Origin of the sequence: Pseudomonas sp. Irchel 3E19 (genome assembly GCF_900187585.1) — a bacterium.
Taxonomy (GTDB): domain Bacteria; phylum Pseudomonadota; class Gammaproteobacteria; order Pseudomonadales; family Pseudomonadaceae; genus Aquipseudomonas; species Aquipseudomonas baetica.
In genome coordinates, this window is record NZ_FYDT01000007.1 from 134,260 (window position 1) to 151,727 (window position 17,468).

Genomic DNA, 17,468 nt, shown 5'->3' on the forward strand with positions numbered 1-17,468 from the left:
TTCGCGTTGCTGAGGAGTGGGCTTCCATGATCGAAGACTTTTGGAAGGATAAATACCCGGCTGGAATTGCTGCCGAGATCAATCCGGACGAGTATCCGAACATTCAGGCAGTGTTGAAGCAATCCTGCCAACGCTTCGCCAACAAACCGGCTTTCAGCAACCTGGGCAAGACAATCACCTACGGTGAGTTGTACGAATTGTCTGGTGCGTTTGCCGCGTATCTGCAACAGCATACCGATTTGCAGCCCGGTGATCGAATCGCCGTGCAGCTGCCCAACGTTCTGCAGTACCCGGTGGCCGTCTTCGGTGCGATCCGCGCCGGGTTGATCGTGGTCAACACTAACCCGCTGTACACCGCGCGGGAAATGGAACACCAATTCAACGACTCCGGTGCCAAGGCGCTGGTGTGCCTGGCGAACATGGCGCACCTGGCTGAAGCCGTCGTGCCGAAAACCGGCGTCAAACACATCATCGTCACCGAAGTCGCCGACCTGCTGCCGCCGATCAAGCGTCTGCTGATCAACAGCGTCATCAAATATGTGAAGAAGATGGTGCCGACCTATCACCTGCCCAAAGCCGTCAAGTTCAATGACGTGCTGAGCAAGGGCCAGGGCCAGCCGGTGGCAGAGGCCAACCCGGACAGCGGTGACGTTGCGGTGCTGCAATACACCGGCGGCACCACAGGCGTTGCCAAAGGCGCGATGCTGACCCACCGCAACCTCGTGGCCAACATGCTGCAGTGCAAGGCGCTGATGGGCTCCAACCTCAATGAAGGTTGCGAAATCCTGATCACGCCGCTGCCGCTTTATCACATCTATGCGTTCACCTTTCATTGCATGGCGATGATGCTGATCGGCAATCACAACATCCTGATCAGCAACCCGCGCGACCTGCCGGCGATGGTCAAGGAACTGTCGAAGTGGAAGTTCAGTGGTTTCGTCGGCCTGAACACGCTGTTCGTCGCGCTGTGCAACAACGAAGGCTTCCGCAAGCTGGATTTCTCGGCGCTGAAGGTCACCTTGTCCGGCGGCATGGCCCTGCAACTGGCCGCAGCCGAGCGCTGGAAAGCCGTGACGGGCTGCGCCATCTGCGAAGGTTACGGCATGACCGAAACCAGCCCGGTGGCCACGGTCAACCCGATTCAGAACATCCAGATTGGCACCATCGGTATTCCCGTGCCATCGACCCTGTGCAAAGTCATCGACGATGCCGGTGTCGAGCAGCCGCTGGGTGAAATCGGCGAACTGTGCGTCAAGGGCCCGCAAGTGATGAAGGGTTACTGGCAGCGTCAGGAAGCCACCGACGAAATGCTCGACAGCGACGGCTGGCTGAAGACCGGTGATATCGCGCTGATCCAGCCTGACGGCTACATGCGCATTGTTGACCGCAAGAAGGACATGATTCTGGTCTCCGGTTTCAACGTTTACCCCAACGAACTGGAGGACGTGCTGGCGACCCTGCCGGGCGTGTTGCAGTGCGCGGCCATCGGTGTGCCGGACGAGAAGTCGGGCGAGGCGATCAAGATTTTCATCGTCGTCAAACCGGGCGTGACGCTGACCAAGGAAACCGTGATGGAGCATATGCGCGCCAACGTCACCGGCTACAAGGTGCCGCGCTCGGTGGAATTCCGCGATGCACTGCCGACCACCAACGTCGGCAAGATCCTGCGTCGTGAATTGCGCGACGAAGAGCTGAAGAAGATCAAGGCCAAGAACGCCGCTTAAAACAAAAAGCCCCGCAGATGCGGTAATGCTGTTCACTTAAGCATTTGAATCCTCGCCGGGCTTCTTCGAAAATCCGATGTCAGATCTCTGGCATCGGATTTTTTATGTCTGTTCAACAGGACTTGCTCGACCTCGGCGACCTTTTCAACTTCTGTGACTTGAGCACATTCACTCAAAATATTCCCATCGAGTGGGTCGCGTCTGCGCTGGATCTGTCCAGCCAGGCCACCATTCGCCGACGGCGATTGCCCGCTGATCAAGTGCTTTGGCTGGTGCTCGGCATGGCACTGTTTCGTGACGAGCCGGTTCATGAGGTTGCCCGACGTTTGAACATCTGCGCCTGGTGGCGCTGATGAGTGTGCGTTCACACCTGATCCTGGATGCACAGCTTAGCCCTTACCGACGCAGCGAAATGCGTCTGGCCGATGAGTTTTTGCAGCAGATCCCCGACCACTCCGTGACGCTGTTCGATAAAGGGTTCTGGAGCGCCGATCTCATGCTCAGCCTGAGCGGCGACGGCAGTCACCGTCATTGGCTGATTCCGGCAAAAAAGGGATTGGTTTGCGAGGAGGTAGCCCGTTACAACGAGCATGATCGTTTGGTGCGTATGAAAGTGTCGCCGCAAGCCAGAAAGCGAAATCCGACTCTTCCTACACACTGGGGCGCAGCAAAAAGGTCGATCTGATCTACCAGGAAGTGTGGGGGTTGTTGCTGGCTTACAACGTGATTCGTCGGGAGGCAAGTCAGGCAGCAGTCGCGTTTGGTCGAGCGCCGTCGGACATCCGTTTCAAGCCGGCTTGCCAGTACATCGCCGTGCAGTTGATCGTGATGGCAGCGGCCAATCCTGTTTCAGCGACGGGTAGACGGTTGGCGGAACTTAGAAAAGGCGTTGGCGGGCTGTTTCTGGATCACCGCCCAAGGCCTTCGAGGCCAAGGACGGTGAAGATTTCAAAAACCCGGTTTCCGGTGGACCGTAAGGCTGCTCCGCTTAAGTGAACAGCATTACCGCAGATGCGGGGCTTTTTGTTGGAGCAGGCTGTCGATTTGTAGTGCTTGTGAGACCGCGTTCGCGAGCAAGCCCGCTCCCACATTTGACTGTATTCCAACTGGAGGAGAGCGGATGAATGTAGGCGCGAGCAAGCCTGTTCCCAAATTTTGAATGTATTCCAACTGGAGGACGGCGGATGGCGGGGTAAGACAGTTGCTCCCACATTTGACTGTATTCCAACTGGAGGAACGCGGATGAATGTGGGAGCGGGCTTGCTCGCGAAGCTTTTCTGTTACTGACGGAACGGCGCGAAATTCACGTTGGTGCCGGCCGGACGCATGTCCTGCAGATACGAATCCTTGTCCGCGCTCAATTCCAGGCTCAACGCCGCCTTGCGCTTGCCCTCGTTACGAATCACCAGGCCTTCCAGCTTTTCACGCAGAAACACCGTCGGCACTTTCAAGTGCAGCAATTCGTCAGTGGCTGGCGTATGCATCAGCAGGTGAATCCACTCGTATTGACCGACGGCCAGGCGCGTCACCGGCAGGTCGAACCACCAGATGTTGCGATTGCGGTTCAGTTCGGCGAAGTGGCAGTTGTTGGAGCCGAGCACAGCGCCGCCCAGTTCCTGGTTTCGACGGGCGATGGCCTGCTTTTTATCGAGTTTCATAACATTCCTGCGGGGATCGGTTATCTGGCGCGTGGCGCCCATATGGAGCGCATTCTCAAGGCAACGCCGACAAACATAAAGCCCAACCTGCACACTGCGACGAAATGAACGCCTGAAAAAAAATGAAACTTGGCGCAAACCGGGCCGGTCAATCATTACGTACTGACTTTTCCCCCTAATTGCACCAAGGAGAAACACCATGAGTAGCACAGGCGATAAAGTAAAAGGCATGGCCAACGAAGCGGTCGGCAACATCAAGCAAGGCGTCGGTAAAGCCACCGACAACACCAAGCTGCAGACCGAAGGCAAGGTTCAAGAGAAAAAAGGCGAAGCCCAGCAAGCCGTCGGCAAAGCCAAAGACGCAGTGAAGAAAACCATCGACAAGGCGTAATCGCGCCTTGAACGAAAAGCAGAAGCGGCCATCCAAGGATGGCCGTTTTTGTGTCAAATACCTGCTGACATCCACCAATGGTCGCCAAGTAGGCTAACGTGATGTAAAAAACGGCCCCTGAGTCGCCACGACTTCAACCTGTATTGCGGCGAAAGGAGACGCGAATGATTTTTCCGGACATGAAAGGTCTGCCCCTGCATCGGGTGATGGTGCGCACGGTCACCGAATTCGTCGACGACGAAATGTCGACTTATGCCTCGGCACTGGCTTACCAGATGCTGTTCTCGCTGTTCCCGTTCATTCTGTTTCTGATTGCCCTGATCGGTTTCCTGCACCTGCCGGACTTCTTCTCCTGGCTGCGCCTGCAATCGGAACTGGTGCTGCCACCCCAGGCGCTGGAGCAGGTCAACCCGGTAATCGATCAGTTGCAGCAGTCCAAGGGCGGCTTGCTCTCGGTGGGTATCGTCATCGCCTTGTACACCGCCTCTGCCGGTGTGCGCTTGATGATGAGTGCAATGAATGCTGCCTACGACGTGGTCGAGGGGCGCCCGATCTGGAAGCGCTTTCCGCTGTCGATTTTCTACACCGTCGGCATCGCTGGCATGTTGCTGGTGGCTGCTGCGCTGATGGTGCTCGGGCCTCAGGTGATGGGCTGGATTGCCGCGCAGGTGGGGCTGGAAGATTTCATCGTCACCCTATGGACGATCGCGCGCTGGCCGGTCATCGTGATTCTGATGATGGTTGCCGTGGCACTGATCTACTACGTCATGCCCGACGTCAAACAGGAATTCCGCTTCATCACCCCGGGTTCGGTGTTGGCCGTGGTGGTGTGGATCATTGCGTCCTTGGGGTTCGCGTTCTACGTGAAAACCTTCGCCAACTACAACGCGATGTATGGCAGCATCGGTGCGATCATCGTGCTGCTGCTGTACTTCTACATCTCCGCAGCGGTGCTGTTGCTCGGCGCGGAGATGAATGCGGTGATCGAGCACATGTCCAGCGAGGGCAAGGATGCCGGTGAAAAAGTCCCCGGCGAACTCGACGAACATCCCAAACAACACGTCTCGGGCCTGGGCCGCGATCATTCGCTCAAGCCGGACACTGACGAAGCCTGAACATGATTCGTGAAATTCTGAAAATGGGCGACGAGCGCCTGCTGCGCGTTGCCCCGCCTGTACCGCCGGAGATGTTCGACAGCCCCGAGCTGTGGCAACTGATCGATGACATGTTCCAGACCATGGAAAGCGTTGGCGGCGTCGGCCTGGCCGCGCCGCAGATCGGCGTCGACCTGCAACTGGTGATCTTCGGTTTCGAGCACAGCGAGCGTTACCCAGACGCCGAAGCCGTGCCGCAGACGATTCTGATCAACCCGCTGATCACGCCGTTGAGTCCGTTGATGGAAGAGGGCTTTGAAGGTTGCTTGTCCGTGCCGGGCTTACGAGGCGCAGTGGAGCGTTATCAGCAGATTCGCTACGAGGGTTTTGATCCGAAAGGTCAGCCGATTGTGCGGGTGGCCTCGGGCTTTCACGCGCGGGTGGTACAGCACGAGTGCGATCATCTGATCGGCCGGCTGTATCCGTCACGCATCAGCGATTTCAGCAAGTTCGGTTTTACCGAAGTGATGTTCCCGGATCTTGATCCGACAGCAGACGATTGATCTAAGACCCAGCACATATCCCTGTGGGAGCGAGCCTGCTCGCGAATGCGCAATATCAGTGACAGATTCTGTGACTGATTCACCGCTTTCGCGAGCAGGCTCGCTCCCACATTGGTTTTGCATTGCATATCAGAATTGAGCGGGAATCAGTTCCATCGCAATCATCGGCTTGCTCCGCGCATACCGGCTCAATCGCTCTGCCATCGCTTGCGGCAGCGCCGGGTCGAACGTGAACCCGCGCCGTTCATAAAACTCGCGCAGATCCGGATGACAGAACAGCCACACCGGCGCCGTCACACCCTTCACCGCCTCAGCGATCAACTGCGCCGCAATCCCCTGTTCACGACACCCCGGATCAACAAACAACCCGGTCAACCAATGCCCACCCGCCACCGGCCGCAAACACAACGCAGCAACAATGTCGCCACGGCGCGCCACCCACAATTGCGCTTCGCGCACGGCTTTCATCGACGATTGATGGCTGCGGTAAAACTTGTTCATCAACGGCCACAAAGACGCGTCGAGCAGGGTGTATCGGGTATCGGTCATGGGATCGGACTGTCGGTGGGCAAAGCGGCGATTATAAAAGAACGTGCGCCTCGGGATAGGTGTATACCTGACCTCACATCCCCTGTGAGTGGAGTACGCATCATGTCCAAAGGTATGGATTCAAAGAAAGCCGCGAAGAAGAAACCGGCCAAGACTGCGATTGAGAAACGTGCGGAGAAGAAGACCAAGAAGGTCGATATTTTCGGGCATTGAAATGGGCGTGTTTGTCGCCTTCTTGATGATCATACCGGGAAGCCCGGAATGATCATCAAGAGAGCGGGTCTATGTGCTCAGGGCACATATCTCAGACGGATATCATCTATCCTCGAACTACCAACGGCCTGCCCCTGCGCTAAACCAAACTGGAAATAAAGTGCCATTGGTGACGCAGGCGGCGTATTTTTTGACGGAAACGTGACTGAATGGGTTCTCCATATATTTGATGCAGGAATGGTTGCGTTGTGAATGACAACGCCGTCTCTAACTATGTACAAAACAGATGCAACCCGACACTGATATTTAAAGCTGAGTTCATACACCTCACCGATTTCGATGTCATCGTAGCTCTTATTGAATATCAAGTAGTTCCAGCCGTTGGTCGACTGCACGAAATACTCACCTTGTTCCAAAACGATTTGCGAAGGGTAGGAGGGATGAGGAACCCACCCATCCCAATTGAACCGGTCGAACGTCGTCAACTTGTCCAGCCCGGCCTGCACGCTATAAACCCTGGCCTGACACTCCACTGCATCAACCAACGCAGCCTCCCTGAACAACCCCACCTTCAACACGATCGCCACTTTCGAATCGGCCCGGCACTCGCGCAACCATTGCACCTCAGTCGTGTAAGTCAGCCCCGCACCCTGATCGTGTGCCGCTCCCACCCACTGATCCTTGGTCCGTGAAGTTCCGTCGGTGCGGGTTTCCACATAACTCAACCACACTGGCAGCCCCGAACGCTGGAACGGCCATCTGTCACACAACACTTTGGTGTCGTCCTTGATGGTACCGATCTGCAGTTCGGCGCCAGTGAAACCTTCGATCAACGGTGTCGGCATGCTTTGTTGCAGCAACTCGCCAATGCTCAGGTCCAGCGTTTTGGAAGGCGTCTCCTGTCCCAGACGAATTACTTTGTAGCTGACCTTCACCACCTGCTTCAGGTTGGCCCCGGTAATGCCCGCCAGGATGCTGAAATCCACGTATGCCTGACCGTTGACTGACTTGCGCTCGGGAACCGTCGAACCGTCGCCCGGACGGCCGAGAATCGTCAGTTCGATCGTGTCCTCTGGCTTGAACGCTGTCGTCACGACACGCACGGTAAAACCGTCCTGATAACGATTCGGATCGAGCAAACCATTGGGCGCCTCGACAACGCTCGGTTCAAGCAGGCTGGGCAATGGGCTGCCGATGCGCACTTCGCGATATTCGGAGTACATCTCCACGCCGTCACGCCGCAGGTTGTAAAACAGCTTTACGGTGTGGTCCAGATTGAGCTCGACGAAGTGGCGGGATAGCGGAATGCGAATAGCGCGTGCCGCCGAGCCTGGCGTCAGTTCGAACGTCCCTTGTGTGCTGCCTTCACGGCTGAAGCCCTGGAAATACCAACTGCCTTGATCCTTGGTGTTGGTCAGAATCAATCGGATGTGATAGATCACTTCGCGATCGGGCGCCGGGTCGAACACGTTGTCGTCGGTGGTGCCTTCCAGAATAGGCGCCGGCAGGTTTTTTCTCGGTTCGCCCATCCTCAGGTGCAACGGATCGGAGATCTGCACCACGTTGGTATGCACCTCGTAGGTGACGGTCACACTCAGTCCGGCAAAACGGTCGAGATCCGGCCCTTGGACCAGTCGGGTGATCGGCATGCCGGGTGGCAGGACGCCGACCAGACGTGCATCTTCATAGAGTTCGGTACCGCCGCCGGGCCGGACGGCGTTGATAAACAGAATCACCTGATCATTGGACGCACGTCCGGGGTAACTCGGAATCGTCACCGTGGCCCGCTCAAGATTCAGCGGCAGGTAATTGCCATTGGCCTTATCGATCGACGGAGCGAGCAAAGCATTGAGCTTGCCGGCGATGCGCACGATGGTTTTTTTCGAGTACAGGCGGCCGTTGTTGGTCTGCACCTCATACGAAACGATGGCTCTGCCGTAGGGGATCTCCTTGACGTTGTCATAGGCGACAAATGCTTCATAAGTCCTGCCTGGGGCCGTGACGGGAATCTCGAAGGTCTGCTTAATCGATGTGCCCTCTACGGTTTCACCGGCCCAGGACAAATGGATGATATTGCCCGGTACATAGTTCTGTCGGCTGGTTTGCACTTCAACCTTTACATCCCGACCATTCAAACCCAGGAGATCTATTTCACAGGTGTGGTAATCCGCGTCTTCAACGAAAGGCTCGGGCAGTTTCGAGTCGTCCAGATCGACATCCACATAAGACGGCGTTGACCAGGGGCCGTTTGGATCGGGCCGATTTTTGGCCTCGTCAATGGGCTGGAACATGACCGGCAATTTGGCTGCACTGCCAGCATTCTCGATGACGGTGCGGCTGACGAAAATCCTGATCGGATTGCTGGCCGGCGACTCTGCCTGCTCTCGAGTGACCAGATGGCGAATGGATTCGGTGCCCCATTTCAATTCGATTTCGTCGCGCACCCGCAGGTAGGTGTAAGGCTTGATCGTGACCCATGTGCCGGCCTTGGCGCGCTCGGCATCGATCCCGCGTTCAGCCACCTCCGGTTCCAGTTGCTGATGCAGCTCCGAGTGGCTGATGGGGTCGGCGTTCTGGTCACGGCCACCGGGGTGTCTCAGCAACACCAGCGCCTTTTGCGGCGGGGAGTTTTCCAGGTTACCGCTGTGACGACGGATTCGATAGTGGACGTTTTCGTAGGTTTTCGAGAGGAAAAAAGAGCGTGGAATGGTCAATAGAATCCGCTGGTTCTTGTCCGCCTCGCCGATCTGTTTGTAAGCGTCGGCGCGATTCTGGTCGGTGAAGAACAATTCGACAAAGTCAAAGGTTTCCATGTTCGGCCAAGGATCGATGGCACATAAAGCCCCCATCTCAACCTGAACGTTGCCTAGGCCGAAGTCAGCGTCAACCACATTTTCGATGGCACCGGCAAATTTTGGCGGTGTAAGTGCTGTCGAAGCGGATGCGTCCAGGGTGTTAAAGGCGATGAGTGAATACAGGGCGGTTTCCGCTGGTATGTGTAGTGTCATGTCCTGGCTCCTTTTTAAGGCATGTCTAAGGACGTCAGCGAGCGCTGGCGTGGCGATCATCAGGCGCTCGGACCGTTGAGCTTGGCCACTGTCAGAAATTACAGTTCCGACGAACGGCGTCTGCGCTTGGGGCGCTTTCCAAATAAATCTGCAAGATTGCTGACCCTTGCCGATGGCAACAATCCCAACCCCAAAGGCACCCGTTCGATACCGGCGAGCCTGCGATTGGCGTGTCGGCGCCGTTCAAGGCGCAGTACCCGGAGCTGGTGAGCTTCTTCGAGAAAGTCGATCTGCCGATTGATCTGCTCAACCAGACGCTGGCGAAGATGAGTGAAAAACGCCAGCAACCACGAGCGGTGGCCGAAGCATTTCTGCGCGATCAGCCACAGATATGGAAGCCTTGGTTGCCAACGGAAGTGGCTACCAAGGTGAGCGGCAGCTTGTAAGGCATTTCTGCTGTTTTTGTAGTGCCTGGTCTACCGTCATCGCGGGCAAGCCCGCTCCCACAGGTATTGCGTTAGTTTGAACACGGCGCACAACCCTGTGGGAGCGGGCTTGCCCGCGATGGCATTCGCCCAGACAACATATCGCTGCGCTGAACCGATTCTTGTGCAAAAAGTGCCAGATACTGGCCGACTAGTGGCCTTGCGCAAGGCTTTGCGCTGGCTATGCTGACAGCTAACTAACCATGTCGACCGTCATGTCACTGCCGGTCGGTTAGTCCGTGATCCATGCTGCCAGAGTGCGCAATCCAAGGCACCGACACTGAACCAACAAGGAGCGTCATCTAAATGGAAGTTCTTCAACACGTTAGGGTTGGCCCGCGTGCGGGCTATCAAGAGAAGGATGTCTTGATTAGAGCGTTGCGGCATGGACGCTCCGATTGACCATCATTTATCACCTGACAACGCCTCCCTTTGGAGGCATGCGTGTGCCTGTTCCAAGGAACGTAGTGGTGGATTCTGAAAGACCTGAACTTTCATCAAATCAAAAGACCGCGCTGAAGGTGATACAACCATGTTCAACCTACATCACAAGGCTGATCTGCAGGAAATCGAGCGATTCAGCTGTGCCTTGACCGAGGCCAACGCCAAATTGGCCGCGATCAGTCGTTCGATGGCGATGATCGAATTCACCCCCGAAGGCATTGTTCTCGATGCCAATGAAAACTTCTGCAAAACCATGGGCTACGGCGCTGAAGAAGTGCGCGGCAAGCATCATCGGATCTTTTGCGAAGAGGCGTTCTACCGCAGTGAGGAGTACGCCAGATTGTGGCGTGACCTGGCCCGTGGCGAACCCATCAGCGGGACCTTTTTACGCTTGAACAAAAGCGGCAAAGAGATCTGGCTCGAGGCCAGTTACATGCCCGTGTACGGCCCGGACAAACAAATCAAAAGCGTGATCAAAGTGGCTTCGGACATTTCCGCCCGGGTTAACAAGGAACACGAAGAGGAAAGCATGCTCGCGGCGATCAGTCGTTCGATGGCGGTGATCGAGTTCACCCCTGAAGGCAATGTGATTACCGCCAACGAAAACTTCCTGAATACCATGCAGTACTCGCTCAACGAAATCGTCGGGCATCACCACAGCCTGTTTTGCCACCGTTCGGAATCCGAGTCAGCGCAGTACAAGGCATTCTGGGCTTCGCTCAATCGCGGCGAATATCACTCGCACCGATTCGAACGCAAGAACAAATCCGGGCAGATGGTCTATCTGGAGGCCTCCTACAACCCGTTGTTCGACACCAAGGGCCGCTTGTACAAAGTGGTCAAGTTCGCCAGCGACATCACCCATCAAATGACCACGTTGCAGAACGCTGCGGAATCGGCCCACAGCACGTCGGTACAAAATGACGCCTGCGCGCAAAAAGGCTCACAGGTCGTGCAGCAAACGGTGCAGATCATTCAGGACATCTCCCGCGATCTCAACGAAGCGGCCGTCAGCATCGATGCGGTCAGCAAACAGTCGGACATCATCGGCACCATCGTCCAGACCATCCGCGGCATTGCCGATCAGACCAACCTGCTGGCGCTCAACGCCGCCATCGAAGCAGCGCGGGCCGGTGAGCATGGACGCGGGTTCGCCGTGGTCGCGGATGAGGTGCGCAGCCTCGCGGCGCGCACCAGTCAGGCGACGCTGGAGATTGTCGAGGTGGTGCGCAAGAACCATGACTTGTCCTTGAGCGCGGTGTCGAGCATGCAATCAAGTCTGAGCCGAACGGGCCTTGGCGTCGAATTGGCGAACGAGGCGGGGGAGGTGATTCTGGAGATTCAACAGGGATCGCGGCATGTGGTGGATGCGATCAGTCAGTTTAATGAGACGCTGCAGTTGAATTGAGTGTCTCAGGGTAATGGCCCCTCTAACTTGAGGGGCAATTGCTGAGTTCAGGAGTTGGAGATATTGATACGCCCTAATACATACGTATATTCGGAATTAAACGCCAATAGAAGACAGCCGGTTGGAACAGTCTGTTCGCCTTGGTTATTCTCATTCACGAACAGGGCGAAATGTCCTGTAGCGCTCTCGATTTTGCTTTCCAGGTCCTCATTCATATTCTTCTTCCTTGCAGATGATTGTCATCGCCCGCCCATATCGCTGCACGCGCGATTCCATGCTCTTTCATGCAAGGCATACCGTCTACTGTCAGAAATTACAGGTGCAGGATGTTTCGCGACGAACGGGCTGTTGAAAATCGCAACCTGGCCCATGCGCTTTATCCTGCACCTGAACAAGGGCGACACTCCATGCCCTTGTTCAAGGCAGCGGATCTCGATATTACGTCAACGTGACATCAAAAACGCCTTGGATACTAAGCACCCGTCCCCAGTTGTCATAGTATTTCCCTTTAAATTTACCGCTCCGCGCATTCGTCCTGATTGTTAGTTCTACCGATCCAACCACGTCGTAGATACGATCAATGCCTCCATGGTTGGTACGATACTTAACTTGCGTTTCCTTATCTGGACCGACCTCCAGTTCATGATCGTTTTCATCAAGTGAAGGGGAGTGAAGAACTTGTAAAAACCTCGAGGATTTGGTCGCCTGGATGTAGTTTTTGGTAAAGGAAACATCCTTTGTGGACAGGTCTTCCCCGTAGGGCTCGTCGTTATAAGTGGAGCTGACGTTGCATTCACCTGTGAAGGGACTGTTACTCATGATGAACTCCTGTTCATAGTTTCAAGTCTGTGACCACGTGGGTGATCACGACCCATTGAACAGGGATTCTTTGCAAAAGATCTACTGTCATATCTGACAGGTATTGTGCTGTTTCCGATGAGTGGTCGTATAGTTCCACAAAGTACACAGGCATACAGGGTCGCGGTGGACCCTGTTGCAATGGCGTGATCAAAGCGCCGCGAGAAACGTGTCCGCCAACTTGTCACTCACCTTGACGTCATTGACGTTTTCTTTTTCCGCCTGCGCCAGTTGCATCTTGTCCTGCATGCGCTGGGCGATCTCTTTGCCGATGGCCAGTTGTTGCGCCGGCGGCATGTTGCGGATGTCTTCTTCGGTAATCCCCAGGTCTTTGAGGATACTGTCGCGCATACGCTGTTCCGGCGATTTGCTCATGTAGTCCTTGAAGGCATCGGTGGCCGAGGTGCCGGTGGTCTGGGTGGCATCGGAGATATCGGTGGTTTGCAGACCGACACGGGTCTTGGCGAATGCCTCGTCGACGTTGTCGCTGATGCGCGTGGCTTCGGCGACTTGCTGGGTGGCGATTTGCGTCGCCGACTCCTGCACCTTGGCGCTGGCATCGGTGGATTGCAGCTGCGTCTGATTCTGCAGCGATTGCAACATGGCGCCGTGCAGGCCGCTCTGCAAACCGGCGGCGGCCGTGGCGGTGGCATCCTCTGCGAGCCGCTTGGGCAAGTGGATTATTTGCGCTTGCTTGGCACTGACCAACATGATGATTGGACCTTGGATAATTGCTGACTGACGTAGGTCAGCAATAACCGTGCCTTGAGTCCAAAGCCCTGTATTTCGGGGGGGAATGAGCACTCGCGGTGGTGAGAAGCGGTCATCCCTTGCCGTTCGGCGGCAGTGGATGACCGTCGTTCATCAGCGATGGGCAATGTTTTCCAGTGCGAGATTACGTGTGCGCGGCCCGAAGCAGCCAATGGTCAGCATCACGATGAGCATGCTGCTGACGATAAACGCCAACACCCCGGGTGTGCCGAAGTTGTCGAGAAACATGCCGATCAACAGGCTGCTGAACACCGTCGACAAACGGCTGAACGAATAGCAGAAGCCGACAGCGCGGGCGCGGATGTTGGTCGGGAACAGTTCGCTCTGATACGAGTGATAACTGAAGCTCAGCCAGGCATTGCAGAAGGTGATCATCACCCCGCAAAAGATCAGCCCGAGCGCGCTGGTTTGCAAAGCGAACAAGGTGCCGAAGGTCATGGCGCCGAGGGCCGAGCCGACAATTTGCCATTTGTTTTCGAAACGGTTGGCGAACTTCACGAACAGCAACGGCCCGAGCGGGTAGGCGAGGGTGATGATGAAGGCGTACATCAGGCTGTGGGTGACGCTCACGCCCTGGCCGGAAAGCAGCGCCGGCAACCAGTTGCCGAAACCGAAGAAACCGATGGCCTGAAAGACGTGAAACACGATCAGCATCAACGCGCGACGACGATAGGGTGGTTGCCAGATGTCGGCGAAACGGCCCTTGCCTTCGACGTCGACCGGGACCGTTTCAGGGGCGTCGAGCGGTTTGCCGTGATCCTTCTCGCAACGTGCTTCGATGTTGTCGAGAATCCGATTGGCCTCATCAAAGCGGCCGTGTTGCGCCAGCCAGCGCGGCGACTCCGGCAGACGCTTGCGCAGCCACCAGATAAACAGCGCAAACACCGCACTGGCCAATACCACCCAGCGCCACCCGGAGACGCCGAATGGCGCTTGCGGCACCAGCCACCACGACATCAGCGCCACCGCCGGCACCGACAAAAACTGTATGAAAAATGCGAAGGCAAATGCCGAACTGCGCATACGTTTGGGCACCAGTTCCGAGAGGTAAGCGTCGATGGTCACCAGTTCGATACCCAGACCGATGCCCACCAGAAAGCGCATGCAGATGATCCCCAGCGCCGAACTCTGAGTGCCCATCAGCACGGTGGCAACGGTGTACCAGACCAGCGCGAAGGTGAAGATTGCGCGCCGGCCAAAACGATCTGCCAACGGGCTGAGCATGCTCGCGCCGATGAACAGGCCGAGGAAGGTTGCCGAGGCAAACGCCGCCTGATCGGAAAACCCGAACACACCCTGACTACCGGTGGCGAAAATCCCGTCGCGGATCAGACCGGGGCTGATGTAGGCAGTCTGGAACAGGTCGTAGAGTTCGAAGAATCCACCGATCGACAGCAGCGCCACCAGTTGCCAGATCGTTGCGACCGCCGGGAGGCGGTCGATGCGGGCGGAAACCTCGGCGGCGCGTATCGGGTCGATGCCGTCGCTTGGCGCGACGGTGGGGGCGTGAGCAGTCATGGGGCTGATCCATTTTTTATTGATGGAAAAGCTTAGCCTGCTATCGGAGTTCACGGATTGTGAATAACAGCGGTTTACTCGGGTAAACCGCTGATTTCTCGCAATATCTGTTTACGAATTGACGATTTATGCCGCCGCAGCTGTATCCGGCAGTGCCGAGGCCGGCAAACCGAACACGCGATCAAATAGCCAGTTGAAGGCAAACGTGTAGCACGGGATGAAAATGATCAGCGCCAGATCCAGCAGAAATGCCTGCACCAGGCTGATGTTCATCCACCACGCGATCAACGGAATCAGGAACACGATCAACGTCAGTTGAAACCCGACGGCGTGGGCGATCCGCCGTTTGACCGTGCGGGTGCGCGACTTCTGGCGACTTTCCCAGTGCTCGAACAGGGTTGTGTAAATGAAGTTCCAGGTCACCGCGATGGTGGTGATGATCACCGCCAGCGGCCCGGTGCTGCCCGGCGATGTACCCGACAACAGCGCCAGACCGAGGGCGGAGAAGGTCATGCCGATCACTTCATAAAGCGACACGTAGACCAGTTTGCGTTTAACGCCTTGCATGCGGATTTGCCTCTTTCTTTGAATTCGATTTGCCAACAGAGCTGGCCAAGGCGACGAAAGATAGCTTCAATAGACCTGACAGAAAAAGTCAGTAGTTTTCATATTTATTGATAGGTTGATCCTTTGAATTTCAACAGCGACAGCATCGAACTGTTTCTCGCGGTGATCGAGCGTGGTTCGTTTTCCGCCGCCGCTCGGGCCTTGGGCAAAGTCCCCTCGGCCGTGAGCATGGCCATCGGTAATCTTGAGGCCGAACTGGGCTATCCGCTGTTCGACCGCAGCCATCGCGAGCCACAACCGACGGCGATGGCCTTGTCATTGGTGCCGCATGCGCGGTTGATCGCCGAACAGCTGAAGCAACTGCAGGTGCACGCGGTTGAATTGTCGTTGGGGCTGGAGAGCAAATTGTCGATTGGTGTGGTCGCGGATATTGACCGAAGCCGCTTGCTGGCGGCGATCAGGGTGATTGCCCAGCGTCATCCGCTGCTCGACATCGAAGTGCTGACCGCGCCGCAGGATGACGTGTTGGCGATGTTGCACAGCGGCCGCGTCAGCGTGTGCCTGGCGTTCGCCGGGTTGAGCGTGAACGTGCTGGAGCGGTTTCAGTTTGTCGGCAACGAACGCATGATCGCCACGCTGGCGGCGGACAGTCCGTTGTTGCAGGGGCAGGATCTGTTTCTTGAAGACTTGGTGCATGTTCGGCAGATCTTCGTCGCCAGCCGCGACTTGCCGATCAGCGAGACTCGGCCTTTGGTGGCTGAATCCCACTGGCGCACCGATACGCTGGAAACGGCGATGGAGATGGTCGAGGCGGGATTGGGCTGGGGCAATTTTCCGCTGTCGGTGGTGCAGCCGTGGCTGGACAGCGGACGCTTGAAGCGACTGAATTTCCGCAATATCGAGAATGGACTGGTGCTGCCGGTGCATGCGGTGTGGCTCAAAAGCCAGCCATTGCAGAAGGGTGCCTTGGCGCTGGTTGACTTACTCAGCCATTAGCGTCTGTGAAGATCCAGTGTGGGAGCGAGCCTGCTCGCGAAAGCGTCGTTTCACTCGGCACATGCTTATCTGACACACCGCTTTCGCGAGCAGGCTCGCTCCCACAGGGATGGTGTTTCAACTTTGAATCTGTGGGGGTCAGGTACTTTCGCGGATCTTCAGTTCGAAGCCCATGTCCTCCACCGGGCGCGCCACGCTGTTGCCGGCCATCAACGTCAGCATCTGCTCCGCCGCGCGTCGGCCGATTGCTTCACGCGGGGTGTTGATGCTGCTCAGGCGCGGCACCATGTGCTCGGACATCGGCAAGTCGTTGAAGCCCAGAATCGCTACCTGCTCCGGAATCCTGATGCCGTTGCGCAAGGCCTCCAGCAAAGCACCCTGCGCCAGGTCGTCGTTACCAAAAAAGATCGCATCGACATCCGGATGCGCCGCGAGCAATTGCAAAAACAACTCGCCGCCCAGACCCACCGACGAGGAGCGCGGCGTCAGCACTTCCAGGTCCGGGTCATAACGCCCAGCCTTCTGCAACGCTTTGCGAAAACCTTCACCGCGCAACAACGTGCGCTGATCAAGCTGCGCACCGATGTAGGCCAGACGCTTGCGCCCACGGGACAGCAAATGCTCGGCCGCCGTTTCACCGGCACTGAGTTGCGAGAAACCGACGCAGTTCACCCCGGCGGCGCTGTCCAGCTCCATCATGTACACGCAGGGAATGTTGCTGGCCTCGATCATTCGCCGCGAACTTTCAGTGCGATCAAACCCGGTCAGCAGGAAGCCGCGTGGCTGATACGCCATGTAGTTGCGCAGCAGTTTTTCTTCTTCATCACGCGAATAGTGGAAGTTGCCGATCAGCACTTCGAAGCCCTTGGGCGTCAGCACCCGATGGATGGCTTCCAGGGTATCGATGAACAACAGGTTGGATAGCGAAGGCACTAAAACCACCACCGAATGGCTCTGCGCTGAGGCCAGGGCGCGGGCGGCAGGGTTGACCACGTAGTTGAGTTCCAGGGCAGCTTTCTGGACTTTTTCCACAAGCTCCGTGGCCACGGTGCTGACCCCGCGCAAGGCGCGAGAAGCGGTAATCGGACTGACCCCGGCCAGGCGGGCAACTTCATTAAGGGTGGGACGGCCGGTGGTGCGGGTATTTTTATCGTTTTTAGGGGTGGTCATCGACGGCTTGCCAAACAAAAATCAAGGCACTAAGGTAGCGCTGTCCTGATG

Annotated in this window: 14 protein-coding genes and 4 pseudogenes; 9 read left to right on the plus strand and 9 right to left on the minus strand. The window is 56.6% G+C overall.

Features of this window, described 5'->3' with window-relative positions; all coding sequences use genetic code 11:
* The first annotated feature begins 26 nt into the window (after positions 1-26).
* Both fadD1 and CKW18_RS06910 read left to right on the plus strand, forming a co-directional pair.
* Entirely contained in the window at positions 27-1,724 is a 1,698-nt protein-coding gene (fadD1, locus tag CKW18_RS06905) for a long-chain-fatty-acid--CoA ligase FadD1 (protein ID WP_095188065.1), read from the plus strand.
* A 104-nt stretch (positions 1,725-1,828) separates the two neighbouring features.
* A pseudogene (locus tag CKW18_RS06910) lies at positions 1,829-2,720 on the plus strand (transposase domain-containing protein).
* 284 nt (positions 2,721-3,004) lie between these two features.
* Here the strand turns inward: CKW18_RS06910 and CKW18_RS06915 are convergent.
* Positions 3,005-3,382 carry a hypothetical protein gene (locus tag CKW18_RS06915; protein WP_095188066.1) on the minus strand — a complete coding sequence of 126 codons (378 nt, stop codon included), beginning with the start codon at positions 3,380-3,382 and terminating at the stop codon, positions 3,005-3,007.
* Between the two features lie 199 nt (positions 3,383-3,581).
* On the opposite strand from CKW18_RS06915, the gene CKW18_RS06920 reads away from it, so the two are divergent.
* The 3 genes from CKW18_RS06920 to def all read left to right on the plus strand — a co-directional run bounded on the left by CKW18_RS06920 (position 3,582) and on the right by def (position 5,430).
* Positions 3,582-3,773 carry a CsbD family protein gene (locus tag CKW18_RS06920; RefSeq protein ID WP_064588869.1) on the plus strand — a complete coding sequence of 64 codons (192 nt, stop codon included), beginning with the start codon at positions 3,582-3,584 and terminating at the stop codon, positions 3,771-3,773.
* A gap of 164 nt (positions 3,774-3,937) precedes the next feature.
* A complete protein-coding gene (locus CKW18_RS06925) occupies positions 3,938-4,888 on the plus strand; it encodes a YihY/virulence factor BrkB family protein (protein WP_095188067.1) in 951 nt (316 codons plus the stop codon).
* 2 nt (positions 4,889-4,890) lie between these two features.
* Positions 4,891-5,430, plus strand: coding sequence for a peptide deformylase (def, locus tag CKW18_RS06930; RefSeq protein WP_095188068.1), 540 nt, complete (start codon positions 4,891-4,893; stop codon positions 5,428-5,430).
* A gap of 129 nt (positions 5,431-5,559) precedes the next feature.
* Here def and CKW18_RS06935 read toward each other — a convergent pair whose 3' ends face one another.
* Positions 5,560-5,979, minus strand: coding sequence for a GNAT family N-acetyltransferase (locus CKW18_RS06935; protein WP_095188069.1), 420 nt, complete (start codon positions 5,977-5,979; stop codon positions 5,560-5,562).
* A 290-nt stretch (positions 5,980-6,269) separates the two neighbouring features.
* Entirely contained in the window at positions 6,270-9,200 is a 2,931-nt protein-coding gene (locus tag CKW18_RS06940; RefSeq protein WP_095188070.1) for a hypothetical protein, read from the minus strand.
* Between the two features lie 162 nt (positions 9,201-9,362).
* On the opposite strand from CKW18_RS06940, the pseudogene CKW18_RS06945 reads away from it, so the two are divergent.
* The 3 pseudogenes from CKW18_RS06945 to CKW18_RS31455 all read left to right on the plus strand — a co-directional run.
* A pseudogene (locus CKW18_RS06945) lies at positions 9,363-9,646 on the plus strand (glycine betaine ABC transporter substrate-binding protein); the annotation flags it as partial.
* Between the two features lie 571 nt (positions 9,647-10,217).
* Positions 10,218-10,994 (plus strand): annotated as a pseudogene (locus CKW18_RS31450) (PAS domain-containing protein); the annotation flags it as partial.
* A gap of 114 nt (positions 10,995-11,108) precedes the next feature.
* Positions 11,109-11,537, plus strand: a pseudogene (locus CKW18_RS31455) (methyl-accepting chemotaxis protein); the annotation flags it as partial.
* A 47-nt stretch (positions 11,538-11,584) separates the two neighbouring features.
* Here CKW18_RS31455 and CKW18_RS30525 read toward each other — a convergent pair.
* The 5 genes from CKW18_RS30525 to CKW18_RS06970 form a co-directional block, all read right to left on the minus strand.
* Positions 11,585-11,752: a hypothetical protein gene (locus CKW18_RS30525; protein WP_170947226.1), complete on the minus strand. Its 168-nt coding sequence runs from the start codon at positions 11,750-11,752 to the stop codon at positions 11,585-11,587.
* Positions 11,753-11,975: 223 nt separating this feature from the next.
* Positions 11,976-12,356 carry a hypothetical protein gene (locus tag CKW18_RS06955; RefSeq protein WP_095188072.1) on the minus strand — a complete coding sequence of 127 codons (381 nt, stop codon included), beginning with the start codon at positions 12,354-12,356 and terminating at the stop codon, positions 11,976-11,978.
* A gap of 189 nt (positions 12,357-12,545) precedes the next feature.
* Complete coding sequence (locus tag CKW18_RS06960) at positions 12,546-13,106, minus strand: hypothetical protein (protein ID WP_095188073.1); 561 nt, start codon at positions 13,104-13,106, stop codon at positions 12,546-12,548.
* 153 nt (positions 13,107-13,259) lie between these two features.
* The gene (locus CKW18_RS06965) at positions 13,260-14,684 is read right to left on the minus strand and encodes an MFS transporter (protein ID WP_095188074.1); all 1,425 of its coding nucleotides are present in this window, start codon (positions 14,682-14,684) and stop codon (positions 13,260-13,262) included.
* Between the two features lie 126 nt (positions 14,685-14,810).
* Positions 14,811-15,251, minus strand: coding sequence for a PACE efflux transporter (locus CKW18_RS06970; protein WP_095188075.1), 441 nt, complete (start codon positions 15,249-15,251; stop codon positions 14,811-14,813).
* A gap of 123 nt (positions 15,252-15,374) precedes the next feature.
* Here CKW18_RS06970 and CKW18_RS06975 point away from each other — a divergent pair, with 123 nt between their 5' ends.
* Entirely contained in the window at positions 15,375-16,247 is an 873-nt protein-coding gene (locus tag CKW18_RS06975) for a LysR family transcriptional regulator (RefSeq protein WP_095188076.1), read from the plus strand.
* A 138-nt stretch (positions 16,248-16,385) separates the two neighbouring features.
* On the opposite strand, the gene CKW18_RS06980 is transcribed toward CKW18_RS06975, so the two are convergent.
* On the minus strand, positions 16,386-17,417 hold the full coding sequence (locus tag CKW18_RS06980) for a LacI family DNA-binding transcriptional regulator (RefSeq protein WP_095188121.1): 1,032 nt from the start codon (positions 17,415-17,417) through the stop codon (positions 16,386-16,388).
* Positions 17,418-17,468 lie beyond the last annotated feature (51 nt).

Bases quoted from the DNA above. Each gene is read 5' to 3' on its own strand.
- fadD1 (WP_095188065.1), top strand. From the start codon at position 27: ATGATCGAAGACTTTTGGAAGGATAAATACCCGGCTGGAATTGCTGCC.
- CKW18_RS06915 (WP_095188066.1), bottom strand. From the start codon at position 3,382: ATGAAACTCGATAAAAAGCAGGCCATCGCCCGTCGAAACCAGGAACTG.
- CKW18_RS06920 (WP_064588869.1), top strand. From the start codon at position 3,582: ATGAGTAGCACAGGCGATAAAGTAAAAGGCATGGCCAACGAAGCGGTC.
- CKW18_RS06925 (WP_095188067.1), top strand. From the start codon at position 3,938: ATGATTTTTCCGGACATGAAAGGTCTGCCCCTGCATCGGGTGATGGTG.
- def (WP_095188068.1), top strand. From the start codon at position 4,891: ATGATTCGTGAAATTCTGAAAATGGGCGACGAGCGCCTGCTGCGCGTT.
- CKW18_RS06935 (WP_095188069.1), bottom strand. From the start codon at position 5,979: ATGACCGATACCCGATACACCCTGCTCGACGCGTCTTTGTGGCCGTTG.
- CKW18_RS06940 (WP_095188070.1), bottom strand. From the start codon at position 9,200: ATGACACTACACATACCAGCGGAAACCGCCCTGTATTCACTCATCGCC.
- CKW18_RS30525 (WP_170947226.1), bottom strand. From the start codon at position 11,752: ATGAATGAGGACCTGGAAAGCAAAATCGAGAGCGCTACAGGACATTTC.
- CKW18_RS06955 (WP_095188072.1), bottom strand. From the start codon at position 12,356: ATGAGTAACAGTCCCTTCACAGGTGAATGCAACGTCAGCTCCACTTAT.
- CKW18_RS06960 (WP_095188073.1), bottom strand. From the start codon at position 13,106: ATGTTGGTCAGTGCCAAGCAAGCGCAAATAATCCACTTGCCCAAGCGG.
- CKW18_RS06965 (WP_095188074.1), bottom strand. From the start codon at position 14,684: ATGACTGCTCACGCCCCCACCGTCGCGCCAAGCGACGGCATCGACCCG.
- CKW18_RS06970 (WP_095188075.1), bottom strand. From the start codon at position 15,251: ATGCAAGGCGTTAAACGCAAACTGGTCTACGTGTCGCTTTATGAAGTG.
- CKW18_RS06980 (WP_095188121.1), bottom strand. From the start codon at position 17,417: ATGACCACCCCTAAAAACGATAAAAATACCCGCACCACCGGCCGTCCC.